This is a genomic window from Clostridium saccharoperbutylacetonicum N1-4(HMT), from assembly GCF_000340885.1.
Taxonomy (GTDB): Bacteria; Bacillota; Clostridia; order Clostridiales; family Clostridiaceae; genus Clostridium; species Clostridium saccharoperbutylacetonicum.
This window is the reverse complement of record NC_020291.1, coordinates 4,422,397-4,447,912: the sequence shown is the minus strand read 5'-3', so window position 1 is coordinate 4,447,912 and position 25,516 is coordinate 4,422,397. Positions and strand designations below refer to the sequence as shown.

General features: G+C 30.2%; 22 protein-coding genes. 17 read left to right on the top strand and 5 right to left on the bottom strand.

Annotated elements, in window-relative coordinates; all coding sequences use genetic code 11:
* Nucleotides 1-4 precede the first annotated feature (4 nt).
* The 4 genes from CSPA_RS30820 to CSPA_RS19950 all read left to right on the top strand — a co-directional run bounded on the left by CSPA_RS30820 (nt 5) and on the right by CSPA_RS19950 (nt 3,295).
* Nucleotides 5-133, top strand: coding sequence for a hypothetical protein (locus tag CSPA_RS30820; RefSeq protein ID WP_278046210.1), 129 nt, complete (start codon nt 5-7; stop codon nt 131-133).
* 261 nt (nt 134-394) lie between these two features.
* On the top strand, nt 395-883 hold the full coding sequence (locus tag CSPA_RS19960; RefSeq protein WP_015394174.1) for a hypothetical protein: 489 nt from the start codon (nt 395-397) through the stop codon (nt 881-883).
* Between the two features lie 43 nt (nt 884-926).
* Complete coding sequence (locus CSPA_RS19955; RefSeq protein WP_015394173.1) at nt 927-1,643, top strand: MBL fold metallo-hydrolase; 717 nt, start codon at nt 927-929, stop codon at nt 1,641-1,643.
* Between the two features lie 206 nt (nt 1,644-1,849).
* Entirely contained in the window at nt 1,850-3,295 is a 1,446-nt protein-coding gene (locus tag CSPA_RS19950; protein ID WP_017810445.1) for an alpha/beta hydrolase, read from the top strand.
* A 79-nt stretch (nt 3,296-3,374) separates the two neighbouring features.
* Here the strand turns inward: CSPA_RS19950 and CSPA_RS19945 are convergent, their stop codons facing one another.
* Entirely contained in the window at nt 3,375-4,283 is a 909-nt protein-coding gene (locus CSPA_RS19945) for an AraC family transcriptional regulator (RefSeq protein ID WP_015394171.1), read from the bottom strand.
* Between the two features lie 135 nt (nt 4,284-4,418).
* Between CSPA_RS19945 and CSPA_RS19940 the strand changes: the two genes are divergently transcribed.
* The gene (locus CSPA_RS19940; RefSeq protein WP_015394169.1) at nt 4,419-6,431 is read left to right on the top strand and encodes a glycoside hydrolase family 31 protein; all 2,013 of its coding nucleotides are present in this window, start codon (nt 4,419-4,421) and stop codon (nt 6,429-6,431) included.
* Here the strand turns inward: CSPA_RS19940 and CSPA_RS19935 are convergent.
* Nucleotides 6,415-7,722, bottom strand: a complete 1,308-nt coding sequence (locus CSPA_RS19935) for a glycoside hydrolase family 27 protein (protein WP_015394170.1) — start codon at nt 7,720-7,722, stop codon at nt 6,415-6,417. The genes CSPA_RS19940 and CSPA_RS19935 overlap by 17 nt on opposite strands.
* A 127-nt stretch (nt 7,723-7,849) precedes the next feature.
* Nucleotides 7,850-8,050, bottom strand: coding sequence for a hypothetical protein (locus CSPA_RS19930; RefSeq protein ID WP_015394168.1), 201 nt, complete (start codon nt 8,048-8,050; stop codon nt 7,850-7,852).
* Between the two features lie 257 nt (nt 8,051-8,307).
* Between CSPA_RS19930 and CSPA_RS19925 the strand changes: the two genes are divergently transcribed.
* The 10 genes from CSPA_RS19925 to CSPA_RS19880 all read left to right on the top strand — a co-directional run bounded on the left by CSPA_RS19925 (nt 8,308) and on the right by CSPA_RS19880 (nt 23,218).
* Nucleotides 8,308-9,597 carry a lactate racemase domain-containing protein gene (locus tag CSPA_RS19925; RefSeq protein WP_015394167.1) on the top strand — a complete coding sequence of 430 codons (1,290 nt, stop codon included), beginning with the start codon at nt 8,308-8,310 and terminating at the stop codon, nt 9,595-9,597.
* A 314-nt stretch (nt 9,598-9,911) separates the two neighbouring features.
* Entirely contained in the window at nt 9,912-11,030 is a 1,119-nt protein-coding gene (locus CSPA_RS19920; protein ID WP_015394166.1) for a GntR family transcriptional regulator, read from the top strand.
* A 396-nt stretch (nt 11,031-11,426) separates the two neighbouring features.
* Entirely contained in the window at nt 11,427-12,689 is a 1,263-nt protein-coding gene (locus CSPA_RS19915; protein WP_015394165.1) for a glycoside hydrolase family 125 protein, read from the top strand.
* An 81-nt stretch (nt 12,690-12,770) separates the two neighbouring features.
* Nucleotides 12,771-14,147 (top strand): ABC transporter substrate-binding protein, encoded by a 1,377-nt coding sequence (locus CSPA_RS19910; protein ID WP_015394164.1) that lies wholly within the window; start codon nt 12,771-12,773, stop codon nt 14,145-14,147.
* A 228-nt stretch (nt 14,148-14,375) separates the two neighbouring features.
* Entirely contained in the window at nt 14,376-15,275 is a 900-nt protein-coding gene (locus CSPA_RS19905; protein WP_015394163.1) for a carbohydrate ABC transporter permease, read from the top strand.
* Between the two features lie 15 nt (nt 15,276-15,290).
* Complete coding sequence (locus CSPA_RS19900; protein WP_015394162.1) at nt 15,291-16,127, top strand: carbohydrate ABC transporter permease; 837 nt, start codon at nt 15,291-15,293, stop codon at nt 16,125-16,127.
* Between the two features lie 156 nt (nt 16,128-16,283).
* Nucleotides 16,284-19,400, top strand: a complete 3,117-nt coding sequence (locus CSPA_RS19895) for an alpha-mannosidase (RefSeq protein ID WP_015394161.1) — start codon at nt 16,284-16,286, stop codon at nt 19,398-19,400.
* 515 nt (nt 19,401-19,915) lie between these two features.
* Nucleotides 19,916-20,794 (top strand): ROK family protein, encoded by an 879-nt coding sequence (locus tag CSPA_RS19890; protein WP_015394160.1) that lies wholly within the window; start codon nt 19,916-19,918, stop codon nt 20,792-20,794.
* A gap of 344 nt (nt 20,795-21,138) precedes the next feature.
* Complete coding sequence (locus tag CSPA_RS19885; protein WP_015394159.1) at nt 21,139-22,680, top strand: P-loop NTPase family protein; 1,542 nt, start codon at nt 21,139-21,141, stop codon at nt 22,678-22,680.
* Between the two features lie 64 nt (nt 22,681-22,744).
* The gene (locus CSPA_RS19880) at nt 22,745-23,218 is read left to right on the top strand and encodes a YbaK/EbsC family protein (protein ID WP_015394158.1); all 474 of its coding nucleotides are present in this window, start codon (nt 22,745-22,747) and stop codon (nt 23,216-23,218) included.
* Between the two features lie 64 nt (nt 23,219-23,282).
* Here CSPA_RS19880 and CSPA_RS19875 read toward each other — a convergent pair whose 3' ends face one another.
* Nucleotides 23,283-23,522, bottom strand: a complete 240-nt coding sequence (locus CSPA_RS19875; RefSeq protein WP_015394157.1) for a Uma2 family endonuclease — start codon at nt 23,520-23,522, stop codon at nt 23,283-23,285.
* Nucleotides 23,523-23,806: 284 nt separating this feature from the next.
* Here CSPA_RS19875 and CSPA_RS19870 point away from each other — a divergent pair, with 284 nt between their 5' ends.
* Nucleotides 23,807-24,052: a hypothetical protein gene (locus tag CSPA_RS19870; RefSeq protein WP_015394156.1), complete on the top strand. Its 246-nt coding sequence runs from the start codon at nt 23,807-23,809 to the stop codon at nt 24,050-24,052.
* Nucleotides 24,053-24,091: 39 nt separating this feature from the next.
* On the opposite strand, the gene CSPA_RS19865 is transcribed toward CSPA_RS19870, so the two are convergent.
* Nucleotides 24,092-24,514 carry a hypothetical protein gene (locus CSPA_RS19865; protein WP_242838569.1) on the bottom strand — a complete coding sequence of 141 codons (423 nt, stop codon included), beginning with the start codon at nt 24,512-24,514 and terminating at the stop codon, nt 24,092-24,094.
* 346 nt (nt 24,515-24,860) lie between these two features.
* Between CSPA_RS19865 and CSPA_RS19860 the strand changes: the two genes are divergently transcribed.
* Nucleotides 24,861-25,472: a superoxide dismutase gene (locus CSPA_RS19860; RefSeq protein ID WP_015394154.1), complete on the top strand. Its 612-nt coding sequence runs from the start codon at nt 24,861-24,863 to the stop codon at nt 25,470-25,472.
* Nucleotides 25,473-25,516: the final 44 nt, after the last annotated feature.

Here is a 25,516-nt window from a genome sequence, read left to right as displayed (position 1 = left end):
CCTATTGTGTTATAGGAGAAGCAGAAAAATTGATGAAAGATTGAGAATTAATGACAGATGTAGTGCAAGACAAATCAAAGAGCCAGTTCCAATAAAGACTTTAGAGGATATTGTTTTAATAGAAAATATTTGAGAATGGTAAGATGACATATGCAGAATATTTAAGTAAAATTAAAGATGGCGGTATAAATTTAGAAAGATTAAATATTGTGATTGGAAGAAAGACAAATATACCATATTCTAAATGATGCTATCAAGAAAATGATATTTGGTATTTCTATGATGTAAATGAAAGGCAAGATTTAGTTATTACTAAAACAGGAACAGAAAATGAAGTTTTTAGTTATTTATATTTGATTACAAAAGCATTACTAAAACAATATGGGAGATAAAAATGGAATATGATATTAATAGGAAAAGTTTATTACTTGCAATAAAAAGAAATGAACTAGATGATTTCTTAGTAGGAAGAGGGGTATATTCTTTTGGATTTAATCCATATAGGCCAGGAGATTCTATGTTGGACTTAGATAATGCAATGGCAGAAATATATAAATATTATATAGATGAACCAAATGAAAGAATAGATTTATTGTTAGAAAAAACATTATTGGATTGGTTAACATGGAAATCAGGGATAGGTGTATATGCAGTATTTTTAGTATTAAGTTATCAGTTGAAAATGGAGAAATCAAAAGAATCCCCATTTAATATAAATAAAAAATATATAATTATGGAATTAAGGAAAAGTGCTCTTAAATATGAAGATAAACTGAAAAATCGTAAAGAGTATGAAGGAGAAAATTTAGTAGAAGGATTATGGGAAGCTATGCAACTTGAGAATAAAAGAAATATTAAAAATTATGATATAGAAATTCTTTAATTTTATAGTTAATAGATAAATTGTATGCGTATAGGAGGAAGAAATGCTTAACTTTATTGGTAGTGGCAGTGCCTTTAATACAGAGATGGGAAATACAAGTGCTTTTGTAAAGCAAAGTAGTAGCTTGCTTCTTATTGATTGTGGAGGAACTGTTTTTCATAGATTGCAAGAACTAAATTTATTAGATGGGGTTGAAAATTTATATATTATTATAACTCATACACATCCTGACCATGTTGGAAGCCTTGGAGAAGTAATATTCTATTCATATTATATTTTGAAACAAATACCAACTATTTTCTTCCCTAATAAGGAATTGATTGAAAGCTTTTTAACTAGCATAGGTGTAAGTTCTGAAATGTATAAACTTAATGGAGTTGAAATATTTGAAATAATAGATGTTGATGACATGAAGCTCGGGAAGTTCAGCATAGAATTTTTACCAGTTTCTCATGTTGATACAATTCCAGCATATGGATTCATAATGGGATTGAATGATAAATCATTTTACTACAGTGGTGATGCGAATAATATAAGTGTCAGTGTTGTTAATAGAATTATGAGTGGAGAAATTGACAGGATCTATCAAGATATCTGTGGGTTAGATTATCAAGGAAATAATCACTTATCATTAAAAAAACTTTGTAGCATATTACAGCCTGAATATAGAAATAAGATTTACTGTATGCATCTTGACAAACATATAACAAATAAGGAAATAAGAGACAATGGATTTAATGTTGTTGAAGTTTATAAATAAAATTATGTTTAGATTTAATTGGAAGGTCTAAATCTTAGAAAAAGTGCTTATCGTTTGGGAGTAGGCACTTTTTTCTTTGCAAACTATGTGGTAGTAATATAAAATATGGTAAAATAGAGAAGATTATAAAAAATAATTAAGTATTTTGTTATTTAATTGATTGAAAATGTGTTTATTAAGAATAGCAACTAAAGAGAGGGATAAGTATGATGGTCACTACAATAACTTTTGCATTAACGCTAATAGTAATTAGCGTCATAGGGTTAGATATAAGTAAAAAGTTAAATTTATTACATAAAGGGTTCATGTTTTTATATTTTATTTTTGCACCACATATTGTTTTGTTAGGGTATTTTTTTAGTGAGCGTACTCAATTTGGACAAGATAATTCTATATGCAAATGGATTATTTTAACGGAGATGATTATTTTCATTTTATATCTTTGGATGAAAGTAAACATAGCGCCACATACAAAAAAGCAAATTGTTAACCTAAGATTAAGAGTGATGTTAGGTGGAAGGCGTATTGTTTTGTATGGCTTATATACAGCGTTTATTCAAACCATAATATATTTAACTGGATTCACTAAAATACAAAGCTTTGGAATGCCTGAATATGTTTTGATTGCAGATAGTATTGTAGTTACAGTAGCAATTCTTACTTTGTTTGTAAATGGAATGCTAAGAATTTTATGTACTTCAAGAAGATTAAATATTGTGAAAAGGCTCATAGTAGGTTTTTGGAGTTTAATTCCTATTATTAATGTTTTTGTGATGTTATATGCTTGTCGTATTGCAGGAATGGAATATGACCATGAATGCTATAAAGTGATTAATCATGAAGCACGTGTTGATTCAGTGGTATGTAAAACAAAATATCCTCTTGTATTAGTGCATGGTGTTGGCTTTAGAGATTTAAAATACATTAATTACTGGGGAAGGATACCTAAAGAATTAATTCGAAATGGAGCAACAGTTTATTATGGAAATCAAGAAGCTTGGGGTACCGTCGAGTATAATGCAAAAGATATTAAAAATAAAATTATGGATATAATAAAAGAGACAGGCAGTGAAAAGGTAAATATTATTGCACATTCTAAAGGCGGCTTGGATTCTCGTTATATGATTAGCAAATTAGATATGGGTGACTATGTAGCATCTCTAACTATGATATCATCACCACATAGAGGTTGTAAGTTTGTTGATATTGCCTGCAAAATTCCTGATAAGATCTATAAGGCTATTGCAAGGTTTTTTGATAAACACTACAAAATCTTAGGTGATAAGAATCCTGATTTTTACACTGCAAGCAGGCAATTCTCAACCTACCATAGTAAAAAATTCAATGAAGAGGTTAGAGATGTTGAACAAGTATATTATCAAAGTTACACATCAGTAGTAAAGAATATTTTCAGTGATTATGTAATTGCAATACCTTATATTTTTGTAAAGCTTACTGAAGGGGAAAATGATGGCTTAGTGGCAATTGATTCTGCAAAATGGGGTGAATTTAAAGGAGTTTTGAGAAACAAAGGAAGACGTGGAATTTCTCATGGAGATATTATAGACCTAAGAAGAGATGATTATAAAGGCTTTGATGTAATTGAAAAATATGTAGAAATAGTATCGGAACTCAAAAATAAGGGATATTAGGCATATATTTTATAGAACATATATAATAAAAAATATTTTATCACGAAATAGTTGTGATAAAATATTTTTTTATGCCTAATTATAAAAACTTCTTGTTATTACGTCTATATTCTTTAGGGGTAGTATGCATCTTATTCTTAAAGGTTATAGTAAAATAATTGGCACTTTCAAATCCAGTTTCAAAGGCAATATCTATAATTGGAAGTTCAGATTGTATAAGCAAATCAGCTGCTTTTGAGATTCTATAATTAATTAAATATTCAATAGGAGTATTATTAAAATGTTTCTTGAAAATTCTACAAAACTGTTCTTTGCTTAGAGAGATACTTAATGCCCAATCTGATAAAGAAAAGGGACTTTGATAATTATCTTCTAGAAAAGCAAGAATTTTTTTTATTCGAACCGTTGTTAAAAGATCTTCCTTTTTCAATTCATTGTTTTCAATTGAATGAAATTGAATTATGTTATAAAACATCTGTAGAATATAGGCTTTAATAAGAAGTTCAAAGCCAAAAGCTTTTGAATAATAGGCTTCTATTATAGCTGTTATGTAGTGAAATGTTTTATCGTATTCCCAAGAACTCTTATTAATATAGAGAAATTTCTTGTTTGATTTTATAAAATAAGGATCTAAGTAATTTTGCTGAATAGTATCATTAATAATGCTGGAAATTAAGTTTGGATGAAAGACTATTGCATAAAATTTACAAGGAGAGTTATTGCAACGTGAGGCTCCGTGAATTAAGTTTGGTGGAATTATAATAATATCGCCTTTATTCACAATAAATGATTGCAAATCAATTTGCAGCAGCATACTTCCTTCAATTATATATAAAATTTCTAATTCTTCATGCCAATGAGAATATAACATTATGTCGAGTGCGATTTTATGTTCAGTTAAGTGCACTGCAAGACTAAATAAAAAATCTCCATGTGAAATATTTTCTTTTAAGTCATTAGGCGATTTTAAATCCTTATTACCTAACATTTATTTTCACCCCATTTAATAACTGTATGACATTATATTAATAGTTTACTGCAAATATAATTATAACATGAGAATTTATAAGACACTATAATTATATATAAGAACAATAGATTTTAGGTGGGAGGTTAATTAAAAATGGATTTTTATTCTATAGAAGATGGAAAGTTGATTTTTGAAAACAATGGGGAAACCTTACAAATTGAAGCTTGGGGAGAAAACAGTCTGCGTGTCAGATCACGAATGATGGGCGAAATACTAGACACGGATTTTTCATTATTACCTAGCAGCAGTAATACTAAAGCTAAAATAGAAATTAACAAAGAAACACAAACTGCTACCATAAAAAATGGTAAAATAACTGCAAGTATCGTTAATCAATCAAGATGGGAAACTTCGGGAAGGATTTCCTTTTTCAATGAAAAAGGTGAATTGTTATTGAAAGAAATTAGTAGTGGTGGAGCTTTAAAACTTCAAGCAAGAGCCTTTAAACCTATCATTGGAGGAGATTATAAGTTAACCGCTTCGTTTGAAGGAGATGCCAAGGAAAAAATATATGGAATGGGACAATATCAACAAGAAATTTTTGATTTGAAAGGTTCAACTATAGAATTAGCTCATCGTAACTCTCAAGCTAGTGTACCATTTTTATTTTCAAGTAAAGGATATGGCTTCCTATGGCATAATCCAGCTATTGGAAGAGTAAATTTTGCTAAAAACAGAACAGAATGGTTTGCAGAAAGTACTAAGCAATTAGATTATTGGATTACAGCAGGAGACTCACCAGCTGAAATAGAAAAGGCTTATGGAAAAGCTGTAGGTACAGTTCCAATGATGCCGGAATATGGTCTAGGCTTCTGGCAATGCAAATTGAGGTATTATAATCAGGAGCAGCTATTAAATATAGCAAGAGAATATAAGAAAAGAAAGCTTCCAATAGATGTTATTGTAATTGATTTTTTCCACTGGCCTAAACAAGGAGATTTTAGATTTGAGGAAGAATTTTTCCCAGATCCAAAAGCAATGGTAGAGGAATTAAAAGAATTAGGTATAGAATTAATGGTATCTGTATGGCCGCAAATTGATCGACATAGTGAAAATTATGAAGAAATGCAGCAAAAGGGATACTTAATTAAAGCTGAAAAGGGAGCTAATGTTGCTATGATGAATTGGTTCCCAGCAAGTATTTTTTTTGATGCGACAAATCCAAAAGCACGAAATTATGTATGGTCAAAATGTAAAAAGAACTATTATGATTATGGAATTAAGATATTTTGGTTAGATGAAGCAGAACCAGAATATGATGTATATGATTTTGATAACTATAGATATTCCTTAGGACCAAATGTTCAAATAGGTAATATTTATCCGCAACATTATTCTAAAACCTTTTATGAAGGAATGCAGGCAGAAGGACAAGAGAATATTGTTAATTTAGTTCGTTGTGCATGGTCAGGAAGTCAAAGATATGGAGCATTAGTATGGTCAGGAGATGTTCATTCTTCTTATGAAGATTTCAGAAAGCAAATTGTTGCAGGCTTGCATATGGGGATTGCAGGAATTCCTTGGTGGACAACAGACATTGGTGGTTTTGTTGGAGGAAATCCTGATGATCCTAAATTCAGAGAATTATTAATCAGATGGTTTCAATGGGGAGCCTTTTGTCCAGTAATGAGATTACATGGGGATCGAGCATCAAGCACTGAGGTAATTAAAAAAGACGGCAGTAAGGCATTGTCTACTGGTGGAAATAATGAGGTATGGAGCTTTGGAGATGAAGTATATGATATTTCAGTTAAATATATGAGCTTAAGAGAAACTTTAAGAGATTATACTAGAGAATTAATGAAAGAAGCCCATGAAAATGGGGCTCCAATTATGAGACCACTTTTCTTTGAATTCCAAAACGATGAAATTGTTTGGGACATTAAGGATGAGTATTTATATGGAGCTGATATATTAGTTGCTCCAATAATATATGAAGGAGCAACCTCTAGGAAGGTTTATCTTCCTAAAGGTTCTGATTGGACAGATGCACACACTGGAAAGCTTTATAATGGTGGTCAAACCATTGAAGTAGATGCACCAATAGATATTATTCCAGTTTTCTTACGAGATGGAAAGCAGGAATATCTTATTGGCAAAATTTAAGCTTATATAGTGCTGCACCATGTGAAGGAACATTAGCAGTAACTATATTTTCAACTGAATCCAAATTCTCATGTTTCCATAAATCACGTATGAAAGCATGAGAATTAATTCCAATATCTTTTAAAGAAACTGTTATAGTTTTACTTATTTCTGATAAGTTAAATAGAGCAATATAACAACTGTCATCATTATTATCCTTACTAAACCATATAGCATGTGTATCATCACGTTCTATTTGAATTGCACCATGTGAATTTGCTATTAAATAAAGTACTTCATCATTTGTTAATAGCTCTAAGGTTTCTGAATCTAATTTTGTTAATTCAGCTCCAACCATTAAAGGAGAACGAAAAATACACCATAGAGTCATTAATGTAATTTGTTCATTTATAGTAAAGCTAGTATAGCGTTCTAAACCAAAACCTTTACCTAACCATCCAATTGGAATCATGTCACAGTCAGGATAGCAGCCAGTTGATACATGATTTTGCCAAACTTCACAACGTTCAAACATATTTTTAAGTAAAATCCAATTATCCCAAAAGTCATCAGTAATACGCCACATATTTGCATACTTTTCTAAGTGCCAAGCTTTTTCAATTACAGCAGGTCCGGGTGAAAGGCTTAAGACAATATTTCTTCCAGAATTTAATATAGCTTTATGAATCATTTCAATTTCTTTTTCAGCAGAATAAGGATTTTCCCTATACATATTAGTATTGCATATATCATCAACCTTTACAAAATCAACACCACATTCAGCATATAATTCAAAAATAGAATTATAATATTCTTGAGCACCAGGCTTTTGATAATCAACGCCATACATATCTGGATTCCATTTAGATATTGAATACGGATCTGCAATTTTATCTGCAGTTACATTGGTACCTTTAATTTTTAAAGGCATATGTGCAGCATATCTTGGAATTCCCCTCATAATGTGAATACCAAATTTTAAGCCTAAATCATGAATATAATCTGCAAGAGGCTTAAAGCCAGCACCATTTTTTGAAGATGGGAATCTGTTTTCAGCTGGGAGCTGCCTAGAATATTCATCTATATTAAAATGGCTGAAATTTATGTATTGACAATTTTTCCTGTCAGTACCTGCGTTAGGGTCAGACCATTGAATATCTACAATAATATATTCATATCCATGCGGTTTTAAGTATTTTGCCATGTATTCAGCATTAGCTTTAACTTGAGCTTCATTAACTGTAGTATCATAATAGTCATAACTATTCCAACCCATTGGTGGAGTTTGTGCAAAGGTGTTTTTTAGTAACATAATTAAAATCCTCTCTTTAAATAAAATTTTATTAACTAAAAGATCGTTGTATACGCTTATGAAAGTGAACGCTGTATGTTAAAGATGTTAGTGTTATTCATAATTCAATTAATTAGTATTATTTTAATTATATTTGTGGTAATAATGAAAATGGAACGCTTTCATTTATATAAGAATATGATATTCCCATATGTGAATGTGGTAAATATTTTACATTGATATTCTCTCCAACTTTGAAATTAGTAGATGCTGGATTAAAAAAAGTAATTACAATAAAAATGTATAATATAATTTTTGTTTTTGTTAATTTGCTTGTACTTTTTTTCATGCTTTTTACTCCAAATCCAAAGTATTGCATTAAATTATATCTCTATTATTATACCATTTAGAGTATATGCTTCCAATAAATTGTATGAGATTTAATGGAAAATTAAGATTAATTAAGGGTTGATTTTATTACAATTAAAAAAATGATAATATTGACAAGGATTAAATATTGTATTATATATAAAATATACAAAAATATTACCAAATTATTAATAAATGTTTGAAAAGATTAATAATTCAATTATTGGGGGCTATAAAATGAAAGAAATTAATATGAAATACGGTCAAGGTGAGATGAAAGCTTTAATCGAAGAAAAAAATCTACTAGAAGTAATTGAAAGCAATGTATTAAGGCAAGATAGAACAGAAGCTGAAATTATTTCTGAAGCATTACTTAATCCAATTGATAGCAAAAGACTTAAAGATATAGTACATGAAGATGAAAGAGTTTGTATAGTAATTTCTGATATTACAAGAAGCTGGCAAAAGCCACATGAGTTTCTATATAAAATTATAGAAGAACTAAATTTAGGTGGAGTTAAAGATGAAAATATTATATTTCTATGTGCTCAAGGTACTCACAGAAAGCAAACAAAGGAAGAGCATGAAATACTTCTTGGGGAAGAATTGTCAAAAAGGTTTGAAGTATATGACCACGATTGTTTTGATGAAGAAAATCTTGTATATCTAGGTGATACAAGCTATGGAACGCCTGTAAAAGTAAATAAAATAGCTGTTGAGGCTGATCATGTAGTTATCACAGGAGCAATAGTTTATCATTTCCTTGTGGGCTGGTCAGGAGGAAAGAAATCAATACTTCCTGGCATATCCTCTTTTAAGACCATATCAGCAAATCACTCTCTTTCTTTGAATGAAGGTCTTGGAAGTGGGACAAGGGATCGTGTATGCTCAGGTAATATTATAGAAAATCCTGTACATGAAGATATGATGCAAGCAGCTGCTATGCTGAAGCCGTCCTTTATGTTTAATGTAGTAATGGGACCAGATGGAGATATAGCTGGTGCAGTTGCAGGAAATTATATAGCCGCTCATGAAGCCGGAAGAAAATTAGTAGATAGTATTGATGGAGTTAATATAAAAAAGAAAGCGGATATTGTTATTGCTAGTGCAGGAGGATATCCAAAGGATATAAATCTTTATCAATCCATAAAAACCTTAATAAATGCAAAAGAAGCAGTAGTAGATGGTGGAACTATTATAGTACTTAGTGAGTGTAGCGAAGGCATTGGGGAAGTTAAAGATATTAAGGATATGATATTGAATTTTGATAATATGTTAGATAGGGAAAAAGACCTTAGAGAACATTATACTATTTCAAAATTTGTTGGATACTTTTTCTGTGAGACTGGTGAAAAGTATAAACTAATTTTGGTTTCAGAAATTGATCCTGTTTTGCTAAAAAATACAAAAGTTATTGTAACTAAAACCTTGGAAGAGGCGCTTGAAACTGCTTATAAGGATAAAGCTGAAAATCTTACAATAAGTATTATGCCTCATGGAGCAACTACGCTTCCAAAACTAGTTTAAATTAATAGTAAAACCAGAAATTAAAATGTAACTAGGAAAATAGCAAGTATGTTTTCTTTGATGTATTTAAAAGGCTTCACTAAATTTAAAGTTTAGTGAAGCCTTTTTGAAAATTTATCTAATTTTGGGTAATTAATTATAATATAGTACAGAAACTTTATAAAATAAAATTGACGCAGAGGATATAAGAATGATATATTAAATATATTAGATATATTATTTATAGTTAGGTATAACTTTGGTTAATATCAGCTATGAATTTATATGTTTATATTTTAAATAATATTTTATTAATGATCAGGAGATATATTTATATGAATGATAATCAGCCACTGTATCAAAAATTATACAATTCTTTATATGATAAAATTGTGAGTGGCGAATATTCTGAGGGAGAAAAATTGCCCACAGAAAAAGAACTCGCAGCACAATTTAATGTTAGTAATATTACAAGCAAAAAAGCACTTGAGATGCTTGCTGATAATGGATTAATAACACGAGTGCCAGGAAAAGGTTCTTTTGTTATGAAATATACTGAAGATAAAGAAAATATACATAAGGGAGAAGCACATTCACCAATTATTGGTGTTGTTCTTTCTGATTTTTCTGAGAGTTATGGAACGAATTTATTATCTGGAATTGAACAAGAAGCAACTAAAAACAACTGCTTTATAGTTCCAAGACGTTCCTATGGTAATCAGGATTTAGAAAATGATGCAATTGATTCACTGGTGGACATGGGGGTAGACGGAATAATTGTAATGCCAGTTCATGGAGAACATTATAATCCTAAAATACTGAAGCTTATAATTGAAGGATATCCACTTGTTTTAATGGATTGCGATTTAAAGGGTATTCCAGCAGCATTTGTTGGAACTGAAAATGTAGAGGCTGCAAAAATGGCAGCAGATTATCTTTTAGAACAGGGGCATAGAAAAATTAGCTTTATGTCTACTAATCCTAAAGATACTACGACTATAGAGGAGAGAATACAAGGTTTTATAATTAGTCATGCAGAACATGGCGTTAAAGTTGATGAAGCTCTATGGGAAACTAATTTAATGAGTACTTTACCAGGGATGGATAGTGATAATAATATCGAAGCAGATTGTGATAAAATCAAGAATTTAATTTTAGACAATCCAGATATAACTTGTGTATTTGTAACAGAATATAATTTAGCACTATTAGTAATGCGCGTTTTAAAATCGCTAAATAAAAAAGTGCCAGAAGATATATCTATACTTTGCTTTGATGGGCCATATAATAGCATGGGAGATTATTTTTTTACTCATATACGTCAAAAGGAAAAGGAGATTGGCAGTACAGCAATACAGTTTGTGCTTAAGCTTTTAAAAGGGGAAGTAATAGAGAAAACTTATCTTAAAGCTATACTCGTTATTGGTCAGTCAGTTAAAGAAATTCATGATTAATAGGAAAATAAATAATTATAGAAATAAAAAGGTGTTACTAATCTATTTATTAAATAGAGTTGTAGCACCTTTTTTAATGCCTAGAAAGTAAAGACTTTAAGGACCTGAGAGGCCTATGAAATCAAAGGTTATCTTTTGTTTTATATATGGCTAAAGGGAATAAAACGGCTAAGGGATTAAGTTGGTCGAGAAGCAAGAGTAAGCTATTAGCTATGATTGAGTAAATATAACAAATAAAAAATACGTTTAATATATTTAATATATTAAATGTATTTAGATTGACATAAAATAGACAATGTTTATTTAAAAAGTATAATTAATATATTGACTTTGACAAAATTGGAATATATAATATAGTCAAGTAAGAAAAAACATGGTGAAAGGAGAGTGAAGATATTGAATATATCAGAAATTGTTCTACAATATGTTGATGATATTGCAGAACAATTAGACACAAGTTTTAAGAAAACGTTTAAAAATTGTTATCTTAGTACACTTGCCACTACGACAAGTATTTTAGAAGATGGTACTACGTTTATTTTAACAGGAGATATTCCTGCTATGTGGTTAAGGGATTCTTCTGCTCAAGTAAGACACTATTTACCATTAGTCAATAAAGATCCTCAAATCGCACGAGTTGTTGAAGGGTTGATTAAACGGCAAATCATGTATATAGGGATTGATCCTTATGCAAATGCTTTCAATATGGAGCCAAACAATCATGGAATGAAGGAAGACTTAACTCTTCAAAACCCATGGGTATGGGAGAGAAAGTATGAGATAGACTCGCTTTGTTATCCAATTCAGCTTGCTTATCAATATTGGAAAGTTAGTGGTAGTAAAGAAATTTTTGATGAAGCTTTTTATAAAGTAATGAATACAATAATTAATTTATGGAAAGTTGAACAGCACCATTACGAAAAATCTGAGTATAGATTTCAAAGAGAAAATTGTCCAGATACAGATACTCTTCCAAACGAAGGAAAGGGAGCGCCACTTGATTATACAGGAATGACCTGGTCAGGCTTTAGACCAAGTGATGATGCTTGTACATATGGATATAATATTCCTTCAAATATGTTTGCAGTAGTTGTGCTTAAATTTATGGAGGAAATTGCAGCTTCAATTTATAAAGATAAGAATTTAGAGACTAGAGCCATAGAACTAAGAAAAGAAATTGAACAAGGAATACTTTCCTTTGGAATTATTGAAACAGAAGACTTTGGAAAAATATATGCTTTCGAAACTGATGGTATGGGTAATTATAATTTAATGGATGATGCAAATGTTCCAAATCTACTTTCTATTCCTTATTTAGGATATGCATCAGTAGATGATGAGATTTATCAAAATACACGTAGATTTGTTTTAAGCAACAAAAATCCATATTATTATGAAGGTAAATACGCTAAAGGGGTGGGAAGTCCTCATACTCCTGCTGGAAACATTTGGCCAATTGGTTTGATGATGCAGGCTATGACTTCAATTGATCCTCAGGAAATAAGTAAGCTTATTCAAATGATCATAGAAACAGATGATGGAAAAGAATGTATGCATGAGAGCTTTAATCCTAATGATCCTCATGATTTTACAAGAAGCTGGTTCGCTTGGGCAGATTCGCTTTTTGCTGAACTTATTATTAAAGTTTTTGTAGATTAATTTGATATATTAACCTCATTATATTTTATATAGTGAAGTTTATATAAATATTCCATGATAAGTAAAAATAGGAGGGACTTTATGTTAAGTAGAAAAATGTTAAAAAAGATTTCGTTATTAGTAACAGGTATTATAATGACAAGTTCTTTGGTTGCGTGTGGAAGCTCAAGTGACAAAGCTGCTAGTTCAAATCAATCATCAGATGGAGCTATAACACTTAAATTTACTTACAGAGATGATGGTTCTGACACTTATAAAAAATGGATTGAAGAAGTTAATAAAAAATATAACAATCCTAAGGTTAAGGTTGTTGCTGCACCAATCACTGCATCAGAAGGTGATTATTTTACCAAAATTGCATTAGCATTAAAATCTGGTGAAAATTGCCCTGATATTGTAACAGAAGATACCTTTATGTTAAATTCAGATGCAAGTGCTGGATATTTAGAAGATCTAACCTCTCAATTAAATAGTTGGTCAGATTGGACAAGCCAATTTAATGAGCCTTTAAAGAAAGGTGTTACTGCCTCAGATGGAAAGGTTTACGCTGTACCATATAGCACGGATTCAAGAGGACTTTGGTACAATAAAGAAGTCTTTAAAAAAGCAGGATTGACTGAAAACTGGCAACCAAAAACATGGGATGAGATTTTACAAGCATGTGCAACAATTAAAGAAAAGTGCCCAGATGTAGTTCCATTCTGGATGAATTCAGGAAAAGCTACTGGCGAAGCTACAAGTATGCAGACTTATGAAATGCTTCTTTATGGTGCTGGTGGTACACTTTATGATTCAGACAGCAAAAAATGGGTTGTAAAGAGTAATGAAATGACAGAGGCACTTAACTTTGTTGATACAATTTATCAAAAGGGATATGGTCCATCTCTTTCTCTAGTTCTTAATGGAGAAGCAGGAAACACTTTTGCACGTCAGTATATGCCTAAGGATAAAGTTGGTATTGGTTTAGATGGATATTGGACTTCAGGTAACTGGGCAAAGGGTGGCCCTGCTGAATGGGCAGATTATACTAATAAAGTCGGATTTGCACCTATGCCTACAAGTAAAGGACAAGAACCAAAAACTGTAACTATGGCAGGTGGATGGTCACTTGCAATTCCTAAACAAAGTAAAAACAAAGATGCAGCTATGGAATTTGTAAAATTTGCTATGAATAAAGAAAATATGCTTTCATTAGATAAAGCAGCAGGCTTCCTCACTACTCGTAAAGATGTAGCAGAAGATAAGGATTTTATGGCTATACCATTTAATCAACAAGCTAATGATATGTTAAAAAATGCAATATTTAGACCAGCAGTAGATAAATATCCTTCAGTATCAACTGAAATTCAATCAATGGTTGAAGCAGTTGCATCTGGAACAAAACCAGCTGATGCTATAGCAAAATATGCACAAAATGTAACGAGAATCGCTGGAGATGATAAGGTGACTGATAAATAAAAATTAATATAAACGGGCAGGGCCTGTATATGAAACTGCTCGTTTATACTTGTTTTGAATATATAAATAGCACTAAAAGTATTTAAATACATATTTTAGTTTGGTAATATAGCGATATTATTGCAAACTATATAGTTCATATAAGAGAAATGAATTAACTTTTATTAATTTTGAAAATTTCCAGGCATTTTGCCTGAGTACATATATATTGTAAGGAGGGTTAAAAGAATGAGTGTTGCTGGAGTTATGTCTTCGCTATTTAACAAAAAATCGAAATTTGGAAAATATATTTTTCTTTTGCCTGCAGTTTCACTTTTGTTATTATTTTTTATTTTTCCTATTGTATTAACTGTAATTTTTTCGTTTTCAAATTTGTCCTTGACAGGAAGTCAAGCTCAAGATTTTAAGTTTATAGGCTTAGAAAATTACAGACAGATGTTAAAGGATACTCAAGTATTTAAAAGTATAGTTAACACACTTGTTTTCTTAGTTTGCTCTTCTTTGATAGGACAACAGGTATTTGGGTTTCTTATTGCAGTTTTAATGAAAAATAAAAATACAATCTTCAGAAGAGTTGTAGGAAGTATCGTTCTTTCTGGTTGGGTTATGCCAGAAGTTGTTTGTGCACTTTGCATGGCTAACTTTTTAAATGATGCTGGTACTCTTAATTTAATAATTAATGCTTTTGGTGGTACACCAGTATCATGGCTTTTTAAATATCCTATGCTTAGTATTGTTATTGCTAATGCATGGCATGGTACAGCATTTTCAATGTTAGTATATCAAGCTGCCTTAGATGATGTTCCAACGGATATTGAAGAAGCAGCAGTAGTTGATGGTGCATCTAATATGGCCATTTTATTTAAAATAATTTTACCTAATATAAAAGGTTCTATTATAACTAATATGATGTTAAATACACTTTCTACTCTTGGTGTCTTTGGATTGATTTATATGATGACTGGTGGAGGGCCAGGAGATTCAACAACAACGCTTCCATTGCTAATGTATAATGATGCATTTGGTAGTTTTCAAATTGGTTATGGTACTGCAATATCAATGATACTTCTAACAATTGGTGTAATATTAGGTGTTATCTATGTAAAAGCATCTAAAGTAAAAATTTAAAGGCAGGTAAGACGTATGAATATGAAATGGAGAAGAAGAATTTTTGGAAAGGTATTTCCTTATGCAATTCTTAGTATAATTGGTGTTTGTTTTTTCCTTCCATTGCTATGGGTAATAGTAGCTTCATTTGATAGCAGTGCATCTCAGGCACTTCAGATACCAAAAAATATAACTTTGGGTAATTATATTGATGTATTGAAAAATCAAACTAATCAACGTTCGTTTGTTATAGGATTGTTAATCTCTATTTTACAAACAGTATTTGTTGTTGTCGTGTCAGGTTTGTGTGCATATCCACTTTCCAGATATCAGATGAAGCACAAAAAAATGTTTATGTATTCTGTACTTTTTATGACTTCACTTCCTATAACAGCATTAATGGTACCTGTTTATCAGCTTTTTATAACTATAAAGCTATATGATAATATCTTTGGAGTAATTTTATTCCTAACAGCTTCAGCACTACCTTATGCTATTTGGATGATGAAAAATTTCATGGATTCAGTTTCAATAGAGCTTGAAGAAGCAGCTTGGGTTGATGGAGCAGGTGTTTTTACAGCCTTAAGAAAAATTATTACACCTGTTATGCTTCCAGGAATTTTTACTGTAGCTATCTATACTTTTTCTGGCAGCTGGGGAAACTTCTTTGTTCCATACATCTTAATTAGTACTACTGAAAAATACCCAGCATCTGTTATGCTATATCAGTTTTTTGGAAATCATGGCATGATTGCTTATGGACCCTTAGCAGCATATTCCGTGCTTTATGCAGCACCATCTATACTGCTATATATAATTTCTCAAAAATATATGTCAAAAGGATTCAGCATGCAAGGTGCAGCTAAAGGATAATAGATAAGTTTTTTATACATTATGAATCCTATCAAAGTTGTAACTTAATAGATACCTTTGATAGGATTTTATTTATATAAGGCATATTTAAAAAATATCAAATCAATTTACATAAATACTAATAAAAATATTTAGTTTGAAAGTTTGGTGATTTTAATGTTTAGAAAAGAACGTATTCGTATACTTTGCAATGAATTAAAAAAATTATCTTCTGTTACATCTTTTGATATAACTAAATGGAAGAAAAAAGAAGGCTTTTATCTTAGACCACAGGATGCTGAAATGGATCAAACTCCATGGGAGGAATTTGATAGTAAGAATATGATTTGGATGGGAAAAGATAAACATTCTTGGTTTACAACTGAATTTACTGTACCAGAAGAATATTCAAATAAACCAGTATATTTAATTATAAAAACACAAATTGATGAAGCAGAGGATATGAGAAATCCTCAATTTTTAGCATTTATAAACGATATTCCTGTCCAAGGTGTAGATATGAACCACAGGGAAATACTAATTACTGAAAGTGCAAAGCCCAAACAAAAGTATAAAGTTGATTTACAATCTTATACTGGAACCCTACACGTTGAACTATTGCTTATAGGACATGTTACTCAAGTTGATGAGCAGATATTAAAATTATATCATGATTTTAATGTACCTTTATGTATAGCTGAAAAGCTTGAAGATGATAATAGTGCAAAAATGTCTCTTGAGGTTGAGCTTGAGAAGGCTGCTGATTTATTAGATCTTCGTATGCCATATTCACAGTCTTTTTATTCCTCTATTAAGAAAACTGAAGAATATCTTGAGAAAACTGTATATGGTACACTTGCTGATCATAGTGAAGTGATAGCTAGTTGTATTGGGCATACTCATATAGATGTAGCTTGGTTGTGGACAGTAAGTCAAACTAGAGAAAAGGTTGCTAGAAGTTTTTCAACTGTTTTAAAATTAATGAATGAGTATCCGGAGTATAAATTTATGTCAAGTCAACCTCAATTATATGAATTTTTAAAAGATCGTTATCCAGAAATTTATGGAAAGTTAAAAGAGAAAGTATTAGAAAAGCGATGGGAACCTGAAGGTGGAATGTGGGTTGAAGCAGATTGTAACTTAACGTCTGGGGAATCTCTAGTTAGACAGTTTATCTATGGAAAGAAATTTTTTAAAGAAGAATTTGATGTAGATAGCAAAATTCTTTGGCTCCCAGATGTATTTGGATATTCAGCTGCATTACCTCAAATTATGAAAAAATGTGGAATAGAATATTTTATGACTACTAAAATTGCGTGGAATGAATTTAATAAATTTCCTTATGATACATTTTGGTGGCATGGCATTGATGGTACACCTATATTTACACATTTGATTACAACAAAAGGTATAGATCAACCTAAAGAAAGCTTTTTTACAACTTATAATGGTATGTTACACCCAGCAGCTTTAATGGGTGGCTGGGACAGATATCAACAAAAAGAGTTAAATAATGATATTCTTGTATGTTATGGTTATGGAGATGGTGGCGGTGGACCAACTCGTGAAATGCTTGAAAATGGTCGAAGATTGGAAAAAGGAATTATTGGCGCACCAAGAGTTAAACAGGAATTCTCAAAAAATTATTTTGACAAGATTTATAAAGCTTTAGCTGATAATCCTGATGTGCCAGAGTGGATTGGAGAACTTTATCTAGAGTATCATAGAGGGACTTATACCTCAATGGCTAGAAATAAACGCAGTAACCGTAAGAGTGAATTTGCACTAATGGATTTAGAAATGCTTTCAGTTTGGGCTGAAAAATATGGTATGCCTTATCCTAAAGAAGAAATTGATTCAATATGGAAGACAGTTTTACTTAATCAGTTCCATGATATTCTGCCCGGTTCAGCAATTAAGGAAGCCTATGATGTTACAAAGTTAGAATATGAAGAAATTAAAAATAAAGTTGAAGCTTTAACTAATGAGAGGTTAGAGTTAATTGCTTCAAAATTAGGAGCAGGTAAAGAACAAATTGCTGTTGTTAATACTTTGTCCTTTATGCGTAGTGATAAAATTTTGCTAGAAGATTTTAATAAGAATGCAACTGAATTAATAAGTGAAGCTGGTGATGTTTTCCCAGTACAAAAAACTCAAGATGGTAAGCTGGTGGCATGGGTTAAAGACATTCCAGCAAAGGGGCTTAAGTTGCTTAAATTTAATGAGGGTACAAATCATGAAAGTCCATTTAACATTACTGATGGAGGAATAGAAACGCCTTATTATAAAGTAGCTATAGATTCTACAGGTTTCTTTACATCACTTCTTGATAAAACTTCCAACCGTGAAGTTTTAAAAGCTGGAGAAAAGGGAAATGTATTTAGAGTTTATGAGGATAAACCAAGAGAATTTGATAACTGGAATATTGATATTTATTATAATAGAAAATCATGGATTGCAGATGAAGTTACAAGGCTGGAATGGATAGAAAATGGTCCTGTCCAAGCAGTTTTACTAACTGAAAGGAACTATTGCAATTCATTAATAAGGCAAAAAGTTTATTTTTATGCTAACTCTAATAGAATTGACTTTGAAACTTATGTAGATTGGAAAGAGCATCAGCAGCTTATGAAGGTTGAATTCCCAATAGATGTCAATGCTAATGAAGCAACCTATGATATTCAATTTGGAAATTTGACAAGGCCAACTCATGGTAATACCAGCTGGGATAAAGCAAAATTTGAGGTATGTGCACATAAATGGGCAGATATATCCGATGGTGGGTATGGTGTAAGCCTTTTAAATGACTGTAAATATGGCTATGGCATAAAAAATCAGCTTATGACCTTATCACTTATAAAATCAGGAATAGAACCTAATTTAACAACTGACCAAGAAGAACATTGTTTTACGTATTCAATATTACCACATAAGGGAAATTGGAAAAAAGGTTCTACTGTAAAGGAAGCTTATATGCTAAATCTTCCTCTTTTGACCAGCTATCCAGAGAGCAGCAATGAAGTGGAAAATGAAAGTACAAGCCTCATTGAGTTGGATGCTGAAAATATAGTTCTTGAAACTATAAAGAAAGCAGAAGATGGGAATGGTACTATTATTAGAATTTATGAATTTGAAAATAAACGTACACAAGTGAAAGCATGTCTAGATATAAGTTGTAACAAAATAATAGAATGTAACTTACTTGAAGAAGAAATTTTATGCATTGCTGAAAATACAAATGAATTTACCTTTGATATTAAGCCTTATGAAATCAAGACTTTCAGAATAATGTAGCATATATTTTACAATGTTTAATTATAGATATCCAAAGCGAGAATTAGACTTATGCAACAATTACCGAAATCAGACACATTTATCTTCCACAGGACTAGTGAAATTTTCGCTGGATGGTTCTACGTGGAAGGTTGCACCCATTTCTGCATGTTCCTAAAGTAAATTTATGACAAGCAGAAAATGGAACAACCTTCCACTAATAACCATCATCAGCTCAATTTCACATGCTTGCTTCCAGAAAAATGTATCTGATTTCTTGTGTAGTGTTACGATTATAATTTCTCAATTATGCATGTATATTACATTAATAATCAAACTTATGCAACAATAACAGAATTATTATATGATTTTTGAAATTGGTAATGAATAATTATTTTTTCGATTCCCACCTTTCTTTACAGGATTTCTTGAATTAATAATGCGGAATTACTATTGCAACATATATATTTAATAAAATTATGAAGTTAGGTTAATTGCTATTTTCAAGGAAATTGAAATCAAGGAGGTTAAATATAATGAATAAAGTAGGAATAGATATTGGAGGCACTCAATTAAGATGTGCTATCTTTGACGAAGGTGGACAGCTTATCAAAAAAGTGAAATTTAATAATGAAGTGGCTCTTGGATGTACTGCAAATTTGGATAAATTAATAGATTTCATTAATGAAGAAAAAAACAATTATCAATTTAATGGAATCGGAATTGGTTGTCCAGGTCCATTAGATATTAGAAAAGGCAAAATTCTAAATCCTGTGAATTTAGTTGGATGGAATAATTTTGAAATAGTAAAATACTTTGAAGAAAAAACGCTTTTAAAAACAAAGCTTAATAATGATGCTAATGTTGCGGGATTAGCTGAAGCTATTTATGGAGCTGGGAAAGGCTACGAAGCAGTATTTTTCATTACAATTTCAACTGGAGTAGGCGGCGCATATATACTTGAAAATAAAATAATAGCAGGAGCTAATTCAGCGGCTGCTGAAATTAACAATATTATTATTAATGAAGATAAATATTCTCACAATGGTTTAAATGCAGGAGGATTAGAAGGTCAATGCAGTGGTACTAATATTGCAAGAATCGCCAGTGAAAAATTAAATAGAAAGTTAAATGCTGAAGAGGTTTTTGAATTGCATTATTCAAAGAATGAGGTGGCTATACAAGTTGTAGAAGATTTTTGTGAAAATATGGCTAAGGGAATTGCTAATATATGTGCAGTAGTTGATCCAGATATTTTTGTAATAGGAGGCTCTGTTGCAATTCATAATCCTAAAATAATTGACCTTATAAAAGAAAATACTAAGTCCAAGGTTTTTTACCCTGAAAATTTAAAAATAGAATTAGCTAAATTCCAAGATGATGCCGGTTTAATAGGAGCTTCACAATTAATTTAACTAATTAATAAGTTGTTATGTAAAGTAATCAGGACTACCTAAAAAGGTAGTCCTGATTATTTTATAAAGGTATTACTTTAAAAAAAGGAAAGAAGTTAACAAGGTAAAAATATAAGAAGATAACAAATTATAGAATATATGCGGGTTTGAAGGGGATAGGGGAAAATTAATAATAAAAATAAGTAAGTATAAGATGTTTTATGGAATCAGTTTATGGGATATAATATCAATGTACGAAGTAATTAATGAACTCTAAATAACATTAATTATGAGTTGTTCGATGTCTAAATGATGCTATAAAGGGCACAAATTTTTAATTTTAATACATGTTGGAGGTAGAACAATTGAAATATTTTAATGTAACAGGTCTTTGTATACCAGAAAAGCATTATATGGTTGATATAAGTTCAAAAGTTAAAAAAATTATTGAAATGGTAGATAGAGGAGATTATTTTACAATAAATAGGCCAAGACAATTTGGAAAAACAACTACATTTAATGAACTTGTAGAGGAATTAAATAAAAAATATATTGTTATTAAAACAAGTTTTGAAGGAATAGGTGATGATCTTTTTGAAACAGAAGAAAAATTTTGTAAAGAAGTATTTGATATTTTTGCAAGTAGTTTAAGGTTTACTAATAAAGAATTATATACAAAGTTAAAATACTACGCAGATAGAACTAAGAATTTTAAACAGTTATCAAATAATATTACTGAAATTATTGAAGAATACGGCAAAGATATGATTTTAGTTATAGATGAAGTAGATAAAAGTAGTGGCAACAGAATTTTTATGCAGTTTTTAGGCGTGCTTAGGAATAAATATTTGGCCCAAAATGCAAAGGAAGATCTTACATTTAAAAGTGTTATCTTAGGAGGAGTAAATGATATTAAAAATATAAAACTTAAAATAAGAGATGAAAAAGACAGGGTATTTAATTCACCTTGGAATATAGCAGCAGATTTTAAACTTGATATGTCCTTCTCAGTTGAAGAAATTAAAACTATGCTTGAAGAATATGTAAATGAAACAAATATTAAAATGGATATAGAGCTTTTAGCAAAGGAAATAAGGAGTTTTACTAGTGGTTATCCTTATTTAGTCAGCAGACTTTGTAAGAATATCGATGAATATTTAGATAAAGATTGGACTCTTGAAGGACTTACAAAAGCTATTAAAATGACTTTGAATGAGCATAATACGCTTTTTGATGATGTAATTAAAAATTTAGAAAATTTTGAAGAAATAAAAGCTGTAGTTTATGAAATCTTGGTTGAAGGAAAACAGATATCCTATAATTCTTTTGCATATGAAAAGGGAATAATGTATGGAATTCTTGCTGAACATGAAGGGCGCCTTGTCATTCATAATAAATTATTTGAAACATTGCTTTATGATTATCTTATTGCTCAAAGGGATGCACGTAAAATGGCATCAAGATTTACACAAATAGATAAATCTGAAGTTTTAGAAGACCATAAATTGGACATGGAAAAGCTTCTTTTAAAATTTCAGGAGTTTATGTTTGAAGAGTATAGAGAAGAAGATGAACATTTTTATGAAACCAATGGGAGATTAATATTTTTAGCTTATTTAAAGCCAATTTTAAATGGAAAAGGTTTCAGTTTTGTAGAACCACAAACAAGGGAAAATAAGAGAATGGATATAGTTATTACTTATGGAAATGAAAAACATATAGTAGAACTTAAGCTCTGGAATGGTGAGGCTTATAGATTAAAAGGTTTAGAGCAGCTTTCAACTTATATGGAGGAACAAAAGGTTGATAAAGGTTATCTGCTTCAATTCAATTTTAATAAAAATAAGAAATACACTAAAGAGTGGATTGAGATTAAGAATAAGAATATTTTTGAGGTGATTGTTTAAGCTTGAAATTTATATGTTTTATTATGAGTTTATGTTATTTAGAAAGAGGGGGAAAATTTCACATATGGCTATAGAAAAAGTTAAAGAGTATTTCAAAAAGTTCGGTATTGATAATCGAGTGCAAGAATTTGATGTATCAAGTAAAACAGTAGCGCTTGCAGCAGAAGCCTTACATTGTGATCCGTGTAGAATTGCAAAGACACTTTCATTTATGGTTGATGAAAATCCGATTCTGATTGTAGTTGCTGGAGATGTGAAAATTGATAATTCCAAGTATAAAGCACAGTTTAAGGCAAAAGCCAAAATGCTTACATTAGAGGAAAACGAAACCTTAATTGGTCATGCTGTTGGAGGAGTTTGTCCTTTTGCTATCAACAAGGGAGTAAAAGTTTATCTTGATGAATCCTTAAAAAGATTTGAAACTGTATTCCCTGCTTGTGGAAGTGGCAATAGTGCAATAGAGCTTACAATTGAAGAATTAGAAGAGTATTCTGGCTATGAGGAATGGATTGATGTCTGCAAAGGCTGGAGTAATTAAACTAAAGTATGTATCAGGACTACCTTTTAGGTAGTCCTAATTAGCTTGGAATGCCAAATAACAATTATATATCAATTGATTTAAAGTCTATTTCTAGATTATCATAGATATTTACCTTAACTGTATCATTAAAGGTATAAGCTGTAGGAGCATCGTATCCATGTTCAGTTAGTACATAAACTAATATATTCTTCTTCATTGGGTTTATTATCCAATATTCCTTAACTTCAAACTTTTCATAAAGGTTTAATTTTCTTACATAATCATTACTAGGATTATAAGCTGAAATAACCTCGACAATCATACTATTATTTCAATTCTTTCATTTTCATCAAAGGTTAGATAATCTTTATAAGTATAAGTTTTTAGTTTATCTATTAACATGAAAAAACCTCCTTGGTTATAGTATTGCCTAATAATTAATTATTTAAAATTTTTCATAATCTTTAATAAAATAATAGCATTAAATAAGCGTAAATTCTATAAGGAAAGAATTTATGCTTTAATGAAGTATGGTTTCAAGTACATTAATTTGGAAAATATGATATAATTAAGTAATTATGTTTGGAAAAACTGGGGGATTAATAAATGAAAATTTTAAATAAATTAAGTCCATGGATTAAATTATTAATAGGTGGGTTAATGCCAATGTCATATGATTTCTTTAATGTTAATTTCTATGTATTCATTGCAATATTTATAGTTTTAGAAATAGTAATGATAGCATTGGATGTATTTTTACATTTAAAAGGTAAAAGAAAAATATCAATGGATACTATAGTAATATATATATTTTATAATTTATTAGCGGCAAGAATCATTTACTATTTCTAGAGTCAGAAGAATGAGGAAGCTACTATATTAAACATTTTGTTACAGAGTTTTTTTAGTTATAATTGCCTTAATATTTAATACAATACATATCAAACTTATAGCAAGACTAGTCATTGATATATGAGTAAATAAAGCACCATTTCCATAAACTTTTATTAAACTAAAAAAGCAATAGCTAGGACCAATATCACCGCCATCAATAAAGAATACATTAAAAAGCATGTACGTTAACAAACCAAGATAAAATACAAGTTTTCGTTTTTTATTTCCTTCATTACAATTCTTAGAAACATAGATTATGCCTGAAATTAATATAATAAGATTGTATATTAAAAAAGGAAGAAAAAAGATTAGTCTTATCCAGCCTAGATTAAAAATATACGAAAAGATTCCAAGTATAACTGTAAATATTAACAATGCTAAATCAATTGTTTGTTGTTTTAATTTTATCAATTTTATCATCTCCTAATATAATAAGTTGATGTTTATCTGCTAAAAGGAATTACATTTGTTTAATTATATACTATATAACCATAAAACTTATATTGTTTAACATAATTATATTTCGGAAATATTTTAAATAGTTTAGATATAATATTGAAAATTAGAGAAATTTAATAAAGAATTACTGTTTTAGAGCTTATAAAAATAGGCTCTTATATTTTTGAAAATTATTTAAAGGGAGAAATTTCATTTGAACTTACATCATAACAAAATAAATTAAAAATATTATCATATAGTATTGATTATTATTATCAATTGTGTTAATATTTAAACATAGAAAATAAACGTTTGGAGGTTGAACAAAATGAAACATGAATTACCACAATTAGAATATAAATATAACGCTTTAGAGCCATATATAGATGAAAATACAATGACAATACATCATTCAAAACATCATGCAACTTATGTAAATAACTTAAATGCAGCCCTTGAAAATTATCCAGATCTTCAAAATAAATCAGTTGAAGAATTGATTAAGGATTTAGAAAGTATTCCAGCAGATATAAGAACTGCTGTTAGAAATAATGGAGGAGGTCACTTTAATCATTCTCTATTCTGGAAGTTATTATCTCCAAATGGAGGAAAGGAAAAAGGAGCTCTATTAGAAGCAATAAATGCTAAGTTTGGAAGCTTTGATGCCTTTAAAGAAGCTTTTGCAAAAGCAGCTGCTACAAGATTTGGTAGTGGATGGGCCTGGCTAGTAGTTAACAAGGATAAGGAGTTAGAAGTTGTGTCTACAGCAAACCAAGACTCTCCAGTTAGCGAAGGCTTGAAACCAGTACTAGCTCTAGATGTATGGGAACATGCATACTACTTAAAATATCAAAACAGAAGACCAGATTATGTCGGCGCATGGTGGAGTGTTGTTAATTGGGATTTTGCTAATAAGTTATATGAAGAAGCAGTGAAATAAAATTTATTTTATAAAAAGTCTACTTGGAAAGTTTTACAAGTAGA